At 38.0% G+C, this 19,135-nt stretch carries 13 protein-coding genes and 1 pseudogene; 12 read left to right on the top strand and 2 right to left on the bottom strand.

The genetic code is table 11. The features are described 5' to 3' along the window. Positions 1-29 precede the first annotated feature (29 nt). Both IGI63_RS08020 and IGI63_RS08015 read left to right on the top strand, forming a co-directional pair. Positions 30-3,182, top strand: coding sequence for a TIM-barrel domain-containing protein (locus IGI63_RS08020; protein ID WP_429975624.1), 3,153 nt, complete (start codon positions 30-32; stop codon positions 3,180-3,182). 11 nt (positions 3,183-3,193) lie between these two features. Then, positions 3,194-4,822 (top strand): glycoside hydrolase family 13 protein, encoded by a 1,629-nt coding sequence (locus tag IGI63_RS08015; protein WP_429975623.1) that lies wholly within the window; start codon positions 3,194-3,196, stop codon positions 4,820-4,822. 165 nt (positions 4,823-4,987) lie between these two features. On the opposite strand, the gene IGI63_RS08010 is transcribed toward IGI63_RS08015, so the two are convergent. Further along, entirely contained in the window at positions 4,988-6,391 is a 1,404-nt protein-coding gene (locus tag IGI63_RS08010) for a dicarboxylate/amino acid:cation symporter (RefSeq protein WP_002387350.1), read from the bottom strand. A gap of 327 nt (positions 6,392-6,718) precedes the next feature. On the opposite strand from IGI63_RS08010, the gene IGI63_RS08005 reads away from it, so the two are divergent. From IGI63_RS08005 to IGI63_RS07960, 10 genes are all read left to right on the top strand, one after another. Next, positions 6,719-7,420 carry a hypothetical protein gene (locus tag IGI63_RS08005; RefSeq protein ID WP_429975622.1) on the top strand — a complete coding sequence of 234 codons (702 nt, stop codon included), beginning with the start codon at positions 6,719-6,721 and terminating at the stop codon, positions 7,418-7,420. Positions 7,421-7,453: 33 nt separating this feature from the next. Next, a complete protein-coding gene (locus IGI63_RS08000) occupies positions 7,454-8,215 on the top strand; it encodes a hypothetical protein (protein WP_429975621.1) in 762 nt (253 codons plus the stop codon). Positions 8,216-8,254: 39 nt separating this feature from the next. After that, the gene (gst, locus tag IGI63_RS07995; protein WP_002370068.1) at positions 8,255-8,764 is read left to right on the top strand and encodes a DinB family glutathione transferase; all 510 of its coding nucleotides are present in this window, start codon (positions 8,255-8,257) and stop codon (positions 8,762-8,764) included. Positions 8,765-8,901: 137 nt separating this feature from the next. Continuing rightward, entirely contained in the window at positions 8,902-9,366 is a 465-nt protein-coding gene (locus tag IGI63_RS07990; RefSeq protein WP_002355030.1) for an RNA polymerase sigma factor, read from the top strand. A 2-nt stretch (positions 9,367-9,368) separates the two neighbouring features. Continuing rightward, positions 9,369-10,295 carry an anti-sigma factor gene (locus IGI63_RS07985; protein ID WP_002406041.1) on the top strand — a complete coding sequence of 309 codons (927 nt, stop codon included), beginning with the start codon at positions 9,369-9,371 and terminating at the stop codon, positions 10,293-10,295. A 151-nt stretch (positions 10,296-10,446) separates the two neighbouring features. Further along, positions 10,447-12,228, top strand: a complete 1,782-nt coding sequence (locus tag IGI63_RS07980) for a hypothetical protein (RefSeq protein WP_002386294.1) — start codon at positions 10,447-10,449, stop codon at positions 12,226-12,228. A 111-nt stretch (positions 12,229-12,339) separates the two neighbouring features. Then, positions 12,340-13,080 carry a tRNA pseudouridine(38-40) synthase TruA gene (truA, locus tag IGI63_RS07975; protein ID WP_289854204.1) on the top strand — a complete coding sequence of 247 codons (741 nt, stop codon included), beginning with the start codon at positions 12,340-12,342 and terminating at the stop codon, positions 13,078-13,080. A gap of 102 nt (positions 13,081-13,182) precedes the next feature. Next, the gene (locus IGI63_RS07970; RefSeq protein WP_429975620.1) at positions 13,183-13,410 is read left to right on the top strand and encodes a potassium channel family protein; all 228 of its coding nucleotides are present in this window, start codon (positions 13,183-13,185) and stop codon (positions 13,408-13,410) included. A gap of 284 nt (positions 13,411-13,694) precedes the next feature. Continuing rightward, on the top strand, positions 13,695-14,957 hold the full coding sequence (sstT, locus tag IGI63_RS07965) for a serine/threonine transporter SstT (RefSeq protein WP_002359106.1): 1,263 nt from the start codon (positions 13,695-13,697) through the stop codon (positions 14,955-14,957). A 149-nt stretch (positions 14,958-15,106) separates the two neighbouring features. After that, positions 15,107-17,659 carry a cation-transporting P-type ATPase gene (locus IGI63_RS07960; RefSeq protein ID WP_429975619.1) on the top strand — a complete coding sequence of 851 codons (2,553 nt, stop codon included), beginning with the start codon at positions 15,107-15,109 and terminating at the stop codon, positions 17,657-17,659. Positions 17,660-17,664: 5 nt separating this feature from the next. Here IGI63_RS07960 and IGI63_RS07955 read toward each other — a convergent pair. Next, positions 17,665-19,103: pseudogene (locus IGI63_RS07955) on the bottom strand (helix-turn-helix domain-containing protein). Positions 19,104-19,135: the final 32 nt, after the last annotated feature.

Raw genomic sequence — 19,135 nt, 5'->3', positions numbered from 1 at the left:
CACACTCTTTTTTAAGAGAGGAAGCATTTATGAAACTAGCGCAAGAATTCTCAGAAATACTTTCATTTTATAATAATTATATCAATAGCCGTCGTGATAATGAACAAAAATTAAAGCTAACAACTATTTCTTTACCTATCACAGCCGCAGCAATTTGGGTAAAAGTAAGAACTGGCATAATATTAAATGAAGAAGATTATACGATGATTTATAGAATTCAAAAAGAATGGTCAAATAAGACGAAAAATGTCTTTGAAGAACCCGCGGATATCTATACATCAAATTTGGCTATTTATTACATGACATTGTTAGAGGTTAAAAACAATTATAGTTTTTTTGAACTACAAAAAGAAATTACAGAAATTCGTGACTATATTTTTGCACATATGATTCGAAAAGGTGCACTTATTTCGTCTATTGAAAAAGGAGAGCCTGATTTTGACATAGTGTTAAGTGTGTTGCCTTTTGGCCTTTTTGCACCAGAAGATTTAGTTATGGTCGCAGGAATCCAACAGCTAACAAAGAAGAAAAAGCTAGTATCAAAAAATGAAGCAGCATTGTTAGGGATTTACTATACAGAAAAATATGATTTTACGAAAGCAGACAATTATCTGGCACAAACGAAAATAGCAGTTGATGACGGCAACATACTCACCTGTCTTTTTGAAACCTATTTGAAAGAAAAAAAAGCCAGTATATCAACCAATGATTTTATCCATAAGCCATTAGGCAATGGCAATATTTATGATAACTTACCTTATGAAAGAAGCCCTCATTACCCAATCGTTGGGGAAGACTGTACCTTTAAGGTTCAAGTAAATAGCAAATATGTAAAGGAGGTTGTTTTGATTCTTGATGGACTAGGTGAGGTTATTTGTGAATTGGTAGATGAGCAACAAAACATTTATCAAGGAACTGTCAATATTCCTGTAGGTTACACAGGTGGAACCTATTCATTTTTGGCTGTAGGAGATACAAAAGAACGTTCGGAAACCTATCAATTGACGATTCAAAAAGTTTCGACAGGGGCTAAGCCTATGTTCTTAGGTTCTTGTGTAGAGGGGAATATTTATCAGTTGGAGAGTAATGGACCCCCACTTTTTTTAATGTTTCAACAAGCAAAAGTACAACTTGTTTTGGCGCAGCCACAACCTTGCTCAAAGGAAGTAAATAAACGATATATGTATTTGAACGAGCAGCAGCAGATTATGACACCGACTGGTGAGCCGTTGCTTCAATTTCATGAAAATATGCTTCAACTACACGAGCTAATGGGGCGAGGAATTAGTGGCATTTCAATGAATTTTAACGATCAATCAGAGATTTATTACGGCTTTGGTGAACGCTATAACGCAATCAATCAATTAGGCAATCAGCTGGATTGCTTTGTCTATAATCAATATCGGGATCAAGGAACTCGAACGTATCTGCCGATGCCTTACTTTTTTACAGATCGTGGATACGGAATGTATATAGACACAGATTATTATACAAGCTTTGATTTACAAAAAGCACAATCGGGTGTTGTGACAGTGTTTATAGAGACAGAACCTACAGACTTTTTTGTTGAAATTAAGCTACTTCACGGCAGCATGAAAGAGATGATTGGTCAATATATCACATGTACAGGTGAGCCAATTATGGTGCCTAGTTGGGCATTGGGACCTTGGATGTCTAGTAATAATTGGGATCGGGACAGTATTGTTCGTCAGCAAGTAGAACTGACCAAGCAATATGATATCCCCTCTACGGTGATTGTTCTTGAGCAGTGGAGTGATGAGACAACCTATTATATGTTTAATGATGCCCAGTATCCAATGTTGAAACCTGGTGAGAGTCATTCTTATCATCAGATGACTTTTCCTAAATGGGGGCGTTGGCCTGACCCTCAAGGGTTGATTGATTATTGTCATGAAAATGGGTTGAAATTTATATTGTGGCAAATTCCGATAGAAAAATATTTAAATCAGCAAAAACATCCCTTAAAAGATCAAGACGAAGCGTATATGATTGAAAAAGAATTTGTAGTTAAGAATGCCGACGGATCGCCGTATAGAATTCCAGAAAATTGGTTTACAGATAGTCTTTTGATGGATTTTACGAATGACGAGGCAAAAAAATGGTGGTTTGAAAAACGACAATATTTAATTGAGATTGGTGTTGATGGCTTTAAAACAGACGGGGGAGAAATGGTTTACGGAGCAGATGTGACCTTCTCAGATGGAAGCACGGGGAGAAACATGCGCAATAACTATCCTAAAGAATACATCAAAGCATATTACGAATTTGCACAGCAAAACAAAGGCATCACGTTCAGTCGGTCAGGTTATACAGGAGCTCAAACTTATCCAGCGCATTGGGCAGGAGATGAACGCTCTACATTTGAAGCGTTTAAACGACAACTTATTGCAGGAATAAATTCAGGGATGTCTGGCGTACTATTTTGGGGTTGGGATTTAGGGGGATTCAATGGTGATATTCCTAGCGCAGAACTATTTATGCGTGCAACTTCAATGGCTACTTTTTGTCCAATTATGCAGTATCATGCGGAAAGTAAAGGGGAATTTAATCAAGATAGAACGCCATGGAATATAGCGGAAAGAACGAACACACCGAAAGTCATTGACGTATATCGTTTTTTTGCAAATACTCGAATGAATTTGCTACCGTACATCTATGATCAAGCCATGAACTCAGTGAATCAACAGAAACCATTGATGAATGCATTACAAATTGAGTATCCAAAAGAAGACTTTCAAAATTGTTATGATCAATTTATGTTTGGCGAATCTTTACTTGTTGCACCTGTGATTGAGGAAAAAGCAATTGCAAGGAACGTGCAATTCCCAGAAGGTCGTTGGACAGATTTTTGGACGCATAAGATTTATGACGGAGGCACAACTGTAGAGGTTTCTGCTGAAGTTCATCAAATCCCTGTTTTTATAAAAGAAAATTCAGCTGTCTTTTTGAATTTAGGCAATACAGGAGTGTTAGGAGAGACTATCGGAAATGATTTAACACAATATACAAAACCAAAACTGATTATTACAGTCAAAACAGATTTTGAACAAACAATTGTTGACTATTTAGGAAATACAATCCATATAAAAGTAACGAAAGACGACCGTTCAGTCAGTTGTGAGCAACAATTAGCATTTGATATTGAATGGATTGAGTTGTAGGAGGAACAAACATGAAAAAAAAGTGGTGGCAAAAATCAGTGGTCTACCAAATCTATCCTAGAAGCTTTCAAGATTCAGATGGAGATGGAATCGGCGATTTACAAGGAATCATTCAACGCTTAGACTACTTGGAAAACTTGGGGATTGACGCCATTTGGTTATCTCCAGTTTATCAATCGCCAAATGATGACAATGGCTATGATATCAGCGACTATGAGGAAATTATGGCGGAATTTGGTACCATGGCAGATATGGAGCGTTTGATTGAAGAAGGAAAAAAACGCAATATTAAAATTATCATGGATTTAGTCGTCAACCATACCTCTGATGAACATGCTTGGTTTATTGAAGCAAAAAAAGGTAAAGATAATAAATACAGAGGTTATTATGTTTGGCGCGATGGAGTGGCTGGAGCGGTTACCAATGGCTTGCGTTCAACATTTAGCGGCTCTGCATGGGAATTTGATGCAGAATCTGGACAGTACTTTTTGCATTTGTTTAGTAAACGTCAGCCTGATTTAAATTGGGAAAATGAGAACGTTCGTCAAGCAGTATACAAAATGATGAATTTCTGGATTTCTAAAGGTGTAGGCGGGTTTCGGATGGATGTCATTGACCTAATTGGTAAAATACCAGATAAGGAAATAACTGGCAATGGACCGAAGCTTCATGAATATCTCCAAGAAATGAACCAAGCAACTTTTGGCGATAAAGAGTTAATGACAGTAGGTGAGACGTGGGGAGCGACACCTGAGATTGCGAAGCTGTACTCTGATCCGAAACGGCATGAATTATCCATGGTTTTTCAGTTTGAACATATTGGTTTGGACCAAGAACATGGCGTAGGCAAAGATAAGTGGGATTTAAAACCATTAAGTATTCCAGAACTGAAAACCGTTTTATCTAAGTGGCAAGTTTCACTAGGTGATGAGGGCTGGAACAGTTTGTTTTGGAACAATCATGATTTACCTCGAATTGTCTCTCGTTGGGGCGACGATACGATTTACCGAGAACAGAGCGCTAAAATGTTTGCTATTTTGCTGCATATGATGAAAGGAACGCCTTATATCTATCAAGGAGAAGAGATTGGGATGACCAATTACCCAATTTCAGATATTTCTGAAGCGGAGGATATAGAGACAATTAACATGTATAATGAACGATTATCTTTAGGTTTTTCTAAAGAAACGCTGATGGAATCAATCAATGCCAAAGGTAGAGACAACGCACGTACTCCTATCCAGTGGGACAACTCAGAAAATGCAGGCTTTACAACGGGAACACCATGGTTACATGTGAATCCAAATTATAGAGAAATTAATGTAGCTGCCAATTTAGCAAATGCTGAATCAATTTTTTATACTTACAAAAAATTAATCCAGTTGCGAAAGAAAAATGAAATTGTTGTTTGGGGAGAGTACACACTATTGGAGAATACACCACCTGAGGTATTTGCCTATCAGCGCACACTTAATGACGAAGTTTGGTTAGTTGTAGCGAATATCAGCAGGAATCAGCAGCAGTGGACGATGCCAGGAGCGGGAAAAGAAGTAATTATTTCCAATTATCATTTAGCGGAATTACCACAAGGAGAAATCATGCTGCAACCATATGAAGCTTTTGTAATACGGCAGAAATAAATCAGTTTAGTGAAGAAATGTTTTGGATTGATAAAAAAAGAAAGAGTTTGGGGGCGCTACAAAATGACCGATGCCCCAAACTCTTTTTTTAGATAGTCGATGATAAAGGCTTTATAGGAACTAAACACTTTTGTTTCAATCTCATACGAGCGTATTTGCTTTTAATTACTCCGCTTCCGCATTTTGCAAGTCAGCGACATCAGTCAGATAAGTGGCTTCATCCAACAAATCTTCCGAATGTGCGACATAAATCGCAGTGGCGCTATCACCAACCACGTTTAGGCTAGTAACGAGCATTTCGATTGGACGATTAATGGCTAAAATCAATGAATACGTCGCAATCGCAATCTCATTGTTATAGTTTAAACCAGTTAAAATAGTGAAAAGGATAATTCCGCCAGCGCCAGGTGCCGCCGGTGTACCAATAGATGACATTAAAGCTAAAATGGCAATCAAGGCAATATTAGCTGGTGTCACTTCATAACCAGCTACGCCCGCCACAAAAATAGCCGCAATTACTTGCATAATCGCTGTGCCGTTCATATTAATAGTCATTCCTAACGGCAAGACAAAGGCGGCAACATCGCTGTCGACACCTAACTCTTCAACCGTTGTTTTTGTATTTAACGGTAAAGTGGCTGCCGAAGAAGAAGTAGAAAATCCAAAGACCACAACTTTCATAATCTTTTTAATAAAAGGAACAGGATTTAATTTTGTCGCAAATAAGATAAATAATGGGTAACCGATCATCAAAAAGGCTAAGAGCGTCGCTGTCGTTGTTACGACGTAGACTAACGCTGGTTTTAAATAATCAATCCCGTAAGAAGCAAACGTCCGAACTAACAACATAAAGACGGCGATAGGAGCAAATTTAGTAATTACAAAGGTTAAAAATAACGTGACCATCGCATTGACTTCTTCAATTAATTTTTTGAAAACACGAATTTTATCCCCTAATGCATTAATACATAAACCAGTAATCACTGCCAACACAACAACAGCTAAAATCGCACCATTGTCGCTAAATGCAGAACCGATATTTTTCGTGACAGCATTGACAATCACCATTAATGGGTTGCCGCTCGTACTTACTTCGACAGGAGCTAGCGTTTCAGATAACGACACATTAAAAGCGCCAGTTAAATATACGCTATAGCCCACAATTCCAGCCGTTAATAGCGCAATCAGTGACATCGACAAAAAGCCAAAAATCGTTTTATAAGAAATTCGTCCTAATTTTTGCGTATCGGTAATATGACAAATGGCTAAAGTAATTGAAGTAAAGACCATCGGCACAATCACTAATTGTAGGCCGTTGATAAATAGTTGACCAATAATATAGAAAAGCCCAATCGCAGATTGTCCTTTTTCAGGATCTGAAATATCTTGGAAAAGAATCTGATTGATTGTCTGCCACACAGCGCCTTGATTGCTGCGAATAAGGTGCTCTCTTAAAAATAAAAAGCCGAGCCCAACGATTAAACCTCCCACCAATGAAATCACCATTTTTTTGGTAAATGAGATACCTTTCACTTCACGTTTTTTCTTTTCCACTTTGTTGCCTCCCAAATAAATTGATTAAGCACCGCGCAAAAAAAGCCTTGCACACAAAAAAAGGGCAAGACATCTCGTATCATTCACTATACAAAAATACAGAATTTTACAGAACTTTGCCTTGTTAGCCTCTCGGACTATCTTAAAGGTACTTTTCCACATACTAAGGGAAACTACGAGAATTGTCAATTCTTTTTTACTTAGGGGGGTGTTATTTTTGAAGAAATGAAAGGAAAGAAACAGACGTTTTTCATTTTTTGTTTAATGATTGTGTTAAAATAATCATTAGTAGAATAAGTGAAAGGAAATATTACCTTTCTATATGATAGGAGAGTATTTTTAATGAGAAGTGATCGACATCATAATAACAAGTATTTAGGAATAGTGATTGGATTATTAATTGTTATTATTGGATTATTAGTATTCATCTTAGTGAATGGGCAAACAAATTTAAAAAGAAAGACGGTAGAAGAAGTAGATGCAACACCATCTTCCTCTACAAAGACCGTTAGCAGTTATTCAAGTACCTCAGTGGTGAAAGAAAGTGAAAGTAGTTCAGCAGTTACTACTATTTCAGATGAAGAAAATGTGGCTGCAGAAGCAGTAAAAAAACTCTCCACTAGCCAACGTGCGGCGTTAGTTATTTTGGGTGCGCCTTCAGGATGGCGGTTTAATGGCTATCCAGCTCAAGAAAATTCGAATCAATCAGTTCAAGAGATTGCTTTATCCAATATGAGTACTATAACGTTAACCAAAGTAAGTAGTAAGTTAAGTGATAACACTAGTGAAAATGATCAAATGTTTTTTGCAACTGGGAAAAATATACAAGGTGTTGGCGGTGTTCCCTCGCAAATCTATGCGTTCGGACGTGATGGTGAAATGATTTACTATTATGTTGTTAAAACGAAACTGGATAATTCATCCGCTCAACCAACAGCGATAAACTTGGGACAAGCTAATATGAATAAAATTTGGAAAAATTTTTTTGATGTGGGTGATTTAAGTAGTATGAATCGAGTGGCGGATCAGATTGTCATAAAGTAATAGAGCACTGATTTAGAAAAGGAGTTAAAGCGTATGTTTAATCATCGTCACCAAAAAAATAAATACTTCTTTGTTGTGATTATACTGCTACTAGTCATTATTGACTTACTTATTTTTCTTATTGTTACTGGTGGGAAAAATTCTGAAAAACAAACAAAAAGTTCCAGCAAAACAGCCCAAACAACAAAAATTAGTAAAGAGAGTTTGAAAACCATACCTCAAACAATGAGTTCACAGCAAAATAGTTCAACAAGATTAAACGAAAGGAATTATACGGAGTTAGAGAAGCGAGCAATAACTAATGAATTTCTGCTCTGGGCTAGTAAGCGAGCAGAAATTGGTGGAATGGCTGTTACCACTAGATTTTTTGATCATGGAGCTAGTGGTAAAGGTGATTGGTATGCATTAACACCAGATTGGCAAGCTATTTTAGTTCAGCGGCAAGATTCATCTAGACAAAATAGCTACTCTATTCAAGCCTTGGGTGGGGTAACATTTTATACTTCGAAAGATGGCACCTTGGGCCAGTCTGATAAAGTAATGACTTCGGCTTTAGCAGCAGGCTATAATGAAGTTGCTGATTTAGGAAAACCAATTATAAAATATTTACTTGGTGATGATGGTGAAATTTATGAATATCACAGTAGTGGTTCTTTTACAGATGGTTTTTATGAGATGGATGATAAAGGCAATCGGCAAGAAAATGGAAGGCCTATTCAAACATTTACCCTTTCCGCAGATACCGCAGCCAAAAAAGAACTACAACGGATTCTTTTGCAGTATAATAGAAAATAGAAACGAAAGAACAGGCACCAACACAAAGGAGGTATTTTTATGAAAGTCACTCAACTTTCTAGTGAAACCCTTGACCGAGCGCACGAACGTTTTGAAGAAACACTTGCGCAAATGACCGTTGCCGAAGCAAACACGATGCCCGCACCATTAATCAAGTCTGTTACTTGGCTGATGTGGCACACAGCCAGAGAATTAGACCTACAAATTTCCGCACTTAATCATAGTGAACCGTTATGGCTTAGCCAACACTGGACAGAAAAATTTGCCTTGGATTTGCCAGATGAGACAGAAGACTGGCATCACACACCAGAAGAAGCGGCGAAAGTCGTGGTGGCAGAAAAGCAATTGCTTAGTGACTATTTGGCTGCTAGTGTGGCACTTACCAAAAGCTATTTAGACCAAATCAAAGAAGAACAATTGTCAGACGTGATTGATAAAAATTGGACCCCGCCGGTGACTAGACAAGTGCGTTTAGTTTCAGTGATTGATGATGCAGTGATGCATTCTGGGCAAGCCGTTTATACACGAAGATTAGTCATTGGAAAATGATAAATAAGTAAAAACAAAAATGCTTCTGCTTAAGCAGGAGCATTTTTTATTGAGAGAAAAATACATAAAAATAATGAACGAAGAACTGTCCACTTTTTCCCTAGTTGAAACGTTGTATAAGTGAAAGGAGAAATCAGATGAAAAAGGAGGCAAATTTTGACGAAGTACTATTTTCTTTGGGGCAAGAAGTCATCCAAGTCTTGATTCGCCGAGGAGCAAGTCTTGAAGATGCACAAGATGCAGTGTCGCAAACGTATACAACGATTTTTTCAATATTACCTGAAATTACATCAGAAAATCTACGCCCGTGGTTTTTCCGAGTAACATTTAATTACTACATTACGATGTATCGAAAAAAGAAACGAGAACGCACTTTTGTGGCAAACAGCCATCCTGTGCAATCAATAGAAAAAATGGAAGGGCAAGAGTTATTATTATTGATCGATTCCTTAAAAGATGAGGAACAAGAACTAGTACTTTTGAAATATTATTATCAATTATCGTATGCCGAGATTGCGTTGATTTTAGAATTATCTGTTGAAAATGTTCGCAAAAAATTGTATCGCACACGTCAAAAATTAAAAAAAGAACTGGAGGAATAGAAGTGGATTTAAAAAAAAGTATTCGTAAAGCGAAAAGAAAACAATTTATCGTGATTGGTGCCATAACCGTTGTTAGTTTTGCCGTATTGTTTGTCGGTTTTTTTGTGGGAATGGATAAACTTTCGACGAAAAACTATCATACCCTACTAGAAGTAATTAATGATCAAGAAATGATTGCTTCACCAAACACTCAATTAGATTCCCAAGTAATTGCTAATAGTTCGCCTTTTGGGGGCGAAGTTGTGACCAATCGTTCAAAAAATATTGATGGTTACACGGTGGAGTGGAGTAATTTACGTAGCAGATATAGCTTTTTCAGAAATTCGATTGACTGGAATGAAGTCTATCCTGGTAGCTATTATTCTTCTAAGAATTTTTATGAATACAACCGACAAACCAAGCAGAAAGTAGCATCTTTTTATAACCCAGCGATTACCAATTACTATGGTGGTATCAAAAACGAATTAAGTGAATTAGATAAAATGGAAAACCAAGTAGCGGAAGTGGCGATTTCTTTTGATAAACCTTATCCATATGAAGAAGTCCGCAAAATGTTACCGAGCAATGTCAACTTAGTTTGGCTCTATGTTTACTCCGAAACGGTTAATGAAGCAGAAGGTCCTTCTGGTACGCTGCCTTATGGTTTTCAATTAAGCATGGACGATCACAACGAAATATTTGATCCTGAAAATAACAAGCAACACTTTTTTGAAACCTTAGAAAAATCCCCGTTGTTTGCTGACAACCAAGAAGGCCAAAAGTTTATCCAACAAAATAAAAATAAAAAAGTCGAAAAATTACCTATTTGGGGAGTCATGCTTACCGGACAAACCAAAAATTTCAAAGCCTTACAAAATGAACCTTTTGTTCGTGGTGCTTCAATTGGCGTAACGGCACCTATCGTTCCTTATATTCAGCCAGAGAAATAAACATTCTTCCAAACTCTAAGCCTTCCGACTGATTTTGCTTCAACGATATTGTCAGTAAAAATAGAAAACGTTATAATAGAATGGATCACAGGAAGTGCTTCTACAATGCGTGGGAGCACTTTTTTTACTTATCTATGAGGAGGGCAAGTGAATGTTTTTTAATTTTATTGGGTTAACGTTATTTTTTGGTATCGGGATCTTAGTTGCGAATGGCGCCAAAATCGTAGCGAATAAAGGGAAAAAGAGTAAGGGGACCATTCTATTAATGGCGATGGAATTGCTCTTGTTAGGTATCTTTTTATTTGTGACTTTGCCAAGTAAAAATCTTTCAACCGTGTTATGGATTAATCTGATTGGCGCAGTGATTGCTAGTGGGGTGTTATTAAGTACACGCTTAGCTAGTAAAGTCGAAGTTCCTGGTATCCAAAAGGGCCGCAAAGAAGTAGGGAAGAATACCAACAAAACGGCTAACAAAGACTGGTCTGGCAAAATTTTGGGTGTTGCCGTTTTGGCAATGATTTTGTTGACTATTGTCAGTAGTATTACCAGAATCTCTTCTATTGATGAAATTTATCAAACGATTCCTTTAAAAACGGAAGAAAAAGCTGAAGTTTTAACTTCGGCGAAAGAAACACCCATTGCGATTGCACCACAAACGGCGAAACGAAAAATGTTACAGAAATTTTCCGTCATTCCCAATTCCAATATGTTTACTTTGGATGGTATAACGGCACAAGTTGTCAATGGCGAGTATGTTTATGTAGCAACAGTCGAATTTAATGGCTTCTTTAAATGGCTAAAACTGGGGGAAGTACCTGGCTATTTCATCATTAGTGCGACAGATATCAACGCACAGCCAGAATTTGTAGAAAAACCAATTGTTTATACTCCTTCAGCTTACTTTGGCAAAGATGCCGCACGAAAAATTTATTCCGCTTATCCAGGTTATGCAGCAACTGGCACAATCAATTTAGAGTTGGACGACCAAGGAAATCCTTACTATATTCAAACGCTTTACAAAGAGTATGGGGTTTCTGGTCGCATGCACTATAATGAATTTAAAACGGCGGTATTAAATGCTACAACGGGAGAAGTTAACGTTTATGACAGTCAAAAAGCCCCAAGTTTCGTTGATGCGCCGATTACTAGCTCAGCGGCGAATAGCTTAAATGAATTCTTTGGTCGTTACAGTCAAGGCTGGTGGAACCAGACAATGTTTGGTGCCAAAAAAGATGTTAAAATTCCAACTGAAAATGGTATTTATGCATCAGGACAAATTACGCCGATGATGAACAAGGAAGGGAACCAGTTGCTTTATTTTACGGACTTTACAAGTAGTGAAAAAGACCAAGATTCCGCTTTAGGTTATTCCTTAATCAATGCCCGAACAGGTCAAGTTACGTATTATCGTGATACTAAAGTCGGCATTATGGATAGTGATGGCGCCATTTCTATCGCTTCAAAAATTTATCCAGAAAAGAAATGGAAAGCTAGTATGCCAGTCCTTTATAATATTGATGGCGTGCCAACGTGGATTGTTTCGTTAATGGACAGTAAAGGGATTTTCAAAAAATATGTCTATATAAATGCTGTAGATAATGATATTGTGATTGATGCAGACACGGCACAAGGCGCATTAGACGCTTATCGAATTGAGTTAGTAACCAAAGGAAGTAACAATGAAAATACAGACAAAGCCAACTTGAAAACGATGCAAGGTAAAGTAGCTCGTGTCTCAGTAGTAGCTGGAGAAGCGCAAACGGTAGTTTCATTTTTACTAGAAGATGAAAAAACCATTTTTAGCGTAACGACTAATAACAGTCCGCTGGCGCTATTCTTAAAAGAGGGCGACCAAGTGACATTTAAAGCCGTAGTGACTGAAAATGCTAAAGCAGCGAATGTTGAAGAATTGAAAATTGCAGGATTAAACTAAATAAAACACCTCTTTTCTATAGAAAAGAGGTGTTTTATTCTTGGAAAAGAAGAAAAATCCACTTATTTCTGCTATGATAAGAGAGAAAAAGAATACGAAGGAGTTTCGCCCATGCGCAACATAAAATTAACCATTGAATATGATGGTAAAAGATACTCAGGTTGGCAACGACTAGGCAATTCAGAGAAAACGATTCAAGAGAAAATTGAAAGTATTTTAACACAAATGACGGGTGAACCGATTGAAATTATTGGCTCAGGCAGAACGGATGCCGGCACACATGCACGTGGTCAAGTAGCGAATTTTAAAACGACTAGTTCACTAACAACAACCGAAATGTTATCCTTTTTAAATCGATATTTACCTGGCGATATTGTTGTTAAAGAAGTTACAGAAATGCCTGAACGTTTTCATGCACGGTATAATGCCACAGGCAAACAATACAGCTACTATGTTTGGAATAGCCCAATTCCTAATGCCTTTGAACGGTATCATAGTTTTCACTTTCCCAAAGCGTTGGATCAAGAAAAAATGGAACAAGCTTGCCAAAAATTAATAGGGACCCATGATTTTATTGGTTTTTCAGCATTGAAAAAAACCAAAAAATCGACTACTCGAACGATTGAAAAGATTACGATTGAAAGAAACGGCGAAATGTTACAGTTCACTTTTGTAGGCAATGGGTTCTTGCATAAAATGGTCCGCATCCTCGTTGGGACACTTTTAGAAATTGGTGCAGGCACCAAAGAATTAGCGATAATTGATGAATTGTTCGCAACAAAAGTCCGAGAAGGCGCAGGTGAAACGGCTCCTGCACAAGGATTGTTTTTAGATGAAGTGTATTATAAATAACAAAAAAATAAATTTTCTTTAACCACACCAATTAAAAAGTTGAACTTCATCTAAAAAGTGCTAACGTTAAGAAGAGATTAACAATAGAAAGAGGTCATTTTTTTGCTATCTTTACTTATTTCTGTCAAAAAACTATTTTCATCTTTTTTAGGTATCTTAAAAAAAGAAGACACTCGTGCCTTGTTCTTTTTACTGGCAACCACGTTGTTGAGTGGGACTATTTTTTATTCAACAGTGGAAAAATTGTCGCCATTAGATTCGTTATATTTAAGTTTCATGACGTTAACCACGATTGGTTATGGAGATGTTCATCCAGTTACTGACTTGTGAAAAATTTTCACCATGGTTTATGCTACAGTAGGCTTGGGGATTATGGCTATGTTTATTTCGGTCGTAGCAAAATCCTACTTGTATTCTAAACAAAGTCATCACCACCATCACCATAAAAACAAAGAACATTCAGCGGAAAAGTCTTCAGAAAAATAGACGAAATTGATGAGTTGACCAAGTGTTTCTCGAAAAATGAAAGTTTTTTGAGAAACACTCTTTTTTTATCTTAATAATTATGGTAGTATGTCCCAAACTGTATTTTATTTTAAAGGAGCGTGAAGTGAATGGTCAAAGCGATTCGGAAATTATCGTTAATTCAAAAAATCATGATAGGGATTGTGATTGGAACCACCTTGGGTTTCTTGGTGCCAGAATGGACCTTCATCAGCGTTCTTGGTGAATTGTTTGTGGGCGCCTTAAAAGCAATTGCGCCGATTTTAGTTTTTGTCTTAATTATTGCGTCGCTAGCCCAACAAAAGGCTGGGGCGAAAACATATGTTGGATCAATTTTAGTTGTGTATCTGTTAGCGACATTTTTGGCAGCTGTTGTTGCCGTGACGGCAAGCTATCTGTTTCCCGTTAAGATTGTCTTGGAGGCGGCGCAGGAAGCGCAAGCAGCCCCAACGCAACTTAGTGATGTTTTAAGCAATGTGTTAACAAGCGTTGTCCAAAATCCGATTCAAGCGATGATTGAAGGCAATTATTTATCTGTTTTATTTTGGTCCTCATTAATCGGTATTGGGTTACGTCAAAGTTCGGTCGCTACCAAGGATGTGATTGCCAATCTTTCAACAGGGATTACCACGGTCGTTCAAATGATTATCGGCATTGCGCCAATTGGAATTCTAGGTTTGGTGTTTCATTCGGTGGCAACAACAGGCATTGCAGGGTTAGCCAAGTATGGTCAGTTACTATTATTGTTAATTGGTACGATGGCCGTGGTTGCTTTAGTCGTTTATCCAGCGATTGTTTTTTGGAATATTCGGCAAAATCCGTATCCGTTAGTCTTTTTTGTATTAAAGGAAAGTGCGATTCCCGCATTCTTTACACGCAGTTCTGCGGCCAATATTCCCATTAATATGGAATTGGCGAAAGCAATGGATTTAAATGAAGAATCTTATGCGGTCTCTATTCCACTAGGCGCAACGATTAATATGGGCGGCGCAGCCATTACGATTACTATTATGACATTGGCGGCAGTCCACACATTAGGCATGTCCGTACCAATCTATTTAGCATTATTGTTGAGCATCATCGCCGCTGTTTCTGCTTGTGGGGCTTCAGGAATTGCTGGTGGCTCCTTGTTGTTAATTCCGCTTGCATGTAGTTTGTTTGGCATTTCCAATGATATTGCCATGCAAGTCGTCGGCGTTGGCTTTATCGTCGGCGTAGTCCAAGATTCCATTGAAACAGCGTTGAACTCTTCTAGTGACTTGTTGTTTACCACCTCAGTTGAGTTAGCAGACCGACGTAAAAATGGTGAAAGTATTGATGTTAAAGCGTTAATTGGCAAAAGTCAATTGGTGGTCGAACAAGAAAATATTTAAAAGAAAGGAACAACCCGCTAAAATGCGGGTTGTTCCTTTCTTTAATAATCTCGGCCCCATTTTTTTCAGGGGCCACTGAAATTATCGACCATTTTGTGAAGAAAATTCTCTCTATAATAAAGGTATCAAGTAAATAGGAGGTACACGAAATGAAATGGTATCAACTTTCCTCAACAAAAGTAATCGAGCAGACTAAGACGAAGCAAACGGGTCTTTCTAGCGAAGAACGTCAGCAACGTTTACAAACGAATGGTCCAAATAAAATTGAAGAAAAACAACAACTGAAAACGTGGCAAAAGCTAGCCAAACATTTTACAGATTTACTAATGGTGGTCTTACTCGCTGCCGCAATTCTAAAATTTGCCACAGGCGAAGTGGTCGAAGGAAGTATCATTTTTCTAGTGGTACTTGTCAATGGCTTTGTCGGTTATTGGCAAGAGCGTAAAGCAGAAGAATCATTAGACGGCCTGAAACAGATGATGGGCCAAGAGGCAGTCGTTCTAATTGATGGACAAAAAACAACCGTTTCTTCTGAAACATTGGTTCTGGGAGATGTAGTCACGTTACAAGCTGGCGATGTAGTCCCAGCAGATTTGCGCTTATTTGATGTTCATAATCTGATGATTGAAGAATCAATTTTGACAGGCGAATCAGAAGCCGTGGAGAAAATTACCGGTTCCTTGAATGAAGAATTGCCAACAGGCGATCAAAAGAATTTGGCTTTTTCAGGAACACTTGTCCAAGCGGGCTCAGCCTTAGGCGTTGTAGTAGAAACAGGAGATTCCACTGAAGTTGGAAAAATTAATCACGCGTTGCAGTCAGTAGATCAAAAAACAACGCCGCTCGTGCGGAAAATGCACCAATTAAACAAGCAAATTTTCCAAGGGATTATGGTCTTGATCTTGTTCCTGATTTTCTTTACCACTTTTCGTCATGGCATGGAATGGAGCCTCTTATTTTCTGCGATGATTGCATTAATTGTAGCAATGATTCCAGAAGGCTTACCTGCTGTGTTAACGATGATTTTATCGATGGGTGTTCATGAGATGGCTAGAGAAAATGCGATTATTAAAGGCATGCCTTCCGTTGAAACATTAGGCTCAATGACAGTTATTTGTTCAGACAAAACAGGAACGCTAACTAAAAATGAAATGACGGTAATGGATGTAGTGACTGAAGAAATGACCATTGTCAAAGAGATTATGGCCAACTGTCAAGAATTGAAATTACAAGACCAACAAAAAATCGCCGACTTGCAGGGGAATCCTACCGAGTTAGCTTTACTACAATATGTCGATCAGGATCAACTGTCTTTACGCCCTGTAGAAAAGAAAATTCCGTTTAGTTCAAGTTATAAATACATGGCCACTCGCCATCCGCAAGCAGAAGGTTCAATTATTTATGTCAAAGGTGCGCCAGAAGTATTGTTACAACTTTCTACGTTATCTGATAATCAAAAAGGTGCTTGGCAAGCACAAGCTGCGCAATTAGCGCAAAAAGGACAACGGGTATTAGGTTTCGCTTATAAGGCAGTTACGTCACAACAGGAACTGACACATGAAACATTGTCAGGATTGACGTTTGCTGGACTGGCAGGCATCATCGATCCGCCAAAAGAAAGTGCCATTCAAGCCGTCAAAGAATCTCAAGAAGCAGGTATTTCCGTCAAAATGATTACCGGAGACCATAAAGATACAGCGCAAGCCATTGGCGAGCAAGTTGGTTTAAAGCATACGAAAAAAGTCCTTGAAGGATTAGAAATTGATGCTATGTCAGATGAAGAATTAGCTCAGCACGTTCAAAAAGTCGATGTATTTGCACGAACGACGCCAGAACATAAATTACGAATTGTCACGGCTTTACAAAACAATGGCGAAATTGTCGGAATGACCGGCGATGGTGTGAACGATGCGCCAGCACTAAAGAAAGCCGATGTCGGAATTGCCATGGGAATTAAAGGAAGTGAAGTAACCAAACAAGCCGCAGATATGGTTTTGGCAGATGATAATTTCCATACGATTGCTAAAGCCGTGAAAGAAGGACGCCGCATTTTTGATAACTTGAAAAAGACGATTACCTTCTTCTTGCCAACCTCTTTAGCACAAGGTTTAATTGTTGTCTGGGCGCTTTTAATGAATCATCTTCTACCGTTGACACCTGTCCAGATATTATGGGTAAACATGGTAACTACGATTACTTTGTCTTATGCATTAGGTTTTGAAAAAGCGAGTGCTGATACCATGAAACGACCACCAAGAGATGTCAACGAAGGCATTTTAACAAAGTACAGTATTTTTAGAATCGTCTATGTGTCGGTACTCATTATGGTACCAGGTTACCTCATGGCATTACAATTTGAGGGCCAAGCCTTACAGCAAACGTTCCTCTTACAAAGTATCGTCTTAGCGCAAGCAGCGTATATGATCAACTGTCGTAAGTTGGTTGATCCGTCGTTAAGCACAGGATTTTTCCAAAATAAAGTGTTGTTTGCTTCATTAGGAATCCTCTTTTTACTACAAGCACTAGTAGTTTACTGGCCAGTAGCGCAGCAATTAATTGGCACAACTTCTTTAAATGGCCTTCAATTAGCAATGATTTTCGCCCATGTTGTGAGTCTGTTTTTCCTTGTTGAAGGGGAAAAATATATAACCAAACGATTCATGACGAAAGAAAGCCAAAAAACTAGCAAATGTCCTCGCTAGTTCCTTTAAAAATAAGAATGAAGAGTGAGCTCTGCTAGTCGGCGGAGTTCATTTTTTGTTGGAATTAAAGAGAGATAAAAGACAGGAAGATCAAGATGATCCAAGGGAAAATTGGAAATAATTATGTCGGCTTCATTTAACGTCAACTGGCTTAGTTCCACATATTCAATAGCTTGTAATTTCACACGAGTACCTAAATAAGCAGCTAATTCTTGTTGTAAAAAAGCTTTCCAAGCAGGTTCCCCTTGAAAGAGGAAATAGGCGGTCATCGTTTGAGCCTGAATGGAATAAATGGCTTGTTTTTCTAACAAAGAAGCCAAACTAAGAAAATAAGTTGGTTCTTCAATCGTGGTGTAGCGAGATAAAATCTCCAAAAGTTCTTGGTTGCTCTTTGATAACGCAAGGTCCTCTGCGGCTTGTTCGGTCATTAATTCTTGATATTCCAATTGAAATTGCTCAGAAAGTGTTGGGACTCGGTATATTTAATGAATAACAATAACAGATTATCCAATAAATTTGTTTGGATTAAATCAGGCCGGGCTTCTTCAGTGGACAAATTAGTGACAAACTGTTGTAACGACTTTCGCAGCTGACTGTAATGAGTGTGGAGCGCAGAAGCCAACGTTTCGCCATAGACATTATCGTAATTCCAACTTTCTAAGAAACAAAAGAAGGCGAAAAAACTTTCTTCCCCTTGCAAATAGATGCCTTCAGAAGCATAAAGCTTTGCCAAGGACGGTTGATAAAGTTGAAACAAGACATCTTTTGAATCAAAAGAAAATTGACTCACTCGGCAATTGGCTTTGTTGCGAATCGTGTTAATGAAAAACCAACAAGCACCAAAAATTTCTTCCGTTTCCACCGTCAACTCACTACTGTAAACTTGTTTCAAAAATTGAAAATAATGCTCCTCATGAATAGAATAATCGTCAAAAAAATAATTATTATGAGTAAAAGGCACCAACAAACGATGATAAAAAATCCGAATATTGCTTTCTGCCCCGATTAGCTGAATGGTCGTCGTGGTTAGTTGAATCGTTAAATGAAAATCACGTAAGGCCAGATTCATTTTTTTGATATGTCGCTTCAAAGTTTCATAAGAAACACCACTAGTGCTCAAAAAAGAAGTTGTCACTAACTCTTTCGTAAATAGTAGTTCTTTTAATAGCTGAATACTAATGGATTGAGGTAAAAATAATGACCAAAGCTCATTGGTTTGCGCATTCCCTTGATTACGTAACCGAATACCACTGCTATCGGTTTCAATGGACCAGTCGGCGGGTAATTGACTGCGAATATACTGTAAATCCGAAAAAACGGTTCGCTCTGTCGTCTGGATTTGCGTGGCTAAACGCTTGGCTGTCAGCTGGGGAACATTTAACAACTGTTCCAACAAACGAATTTGCCGAAGCAAATCTTTTTCCGTTATCACACGTTTTAACATGGAGTACATGGCAAAACCTCCTTTTGCTTAAG

Source organism: Enterococcus sp. DIV0086, from assembly GCF_050498705.1.
Lineage (GTDB): Bacteria > Bacillota > Bacilli > Lactobacillales > Enterococcaceae > Enterococcus > Enterococcus faecalis.
This window is presented reverse-complemented; position numbering and strand designations above follow the sequence as displayed.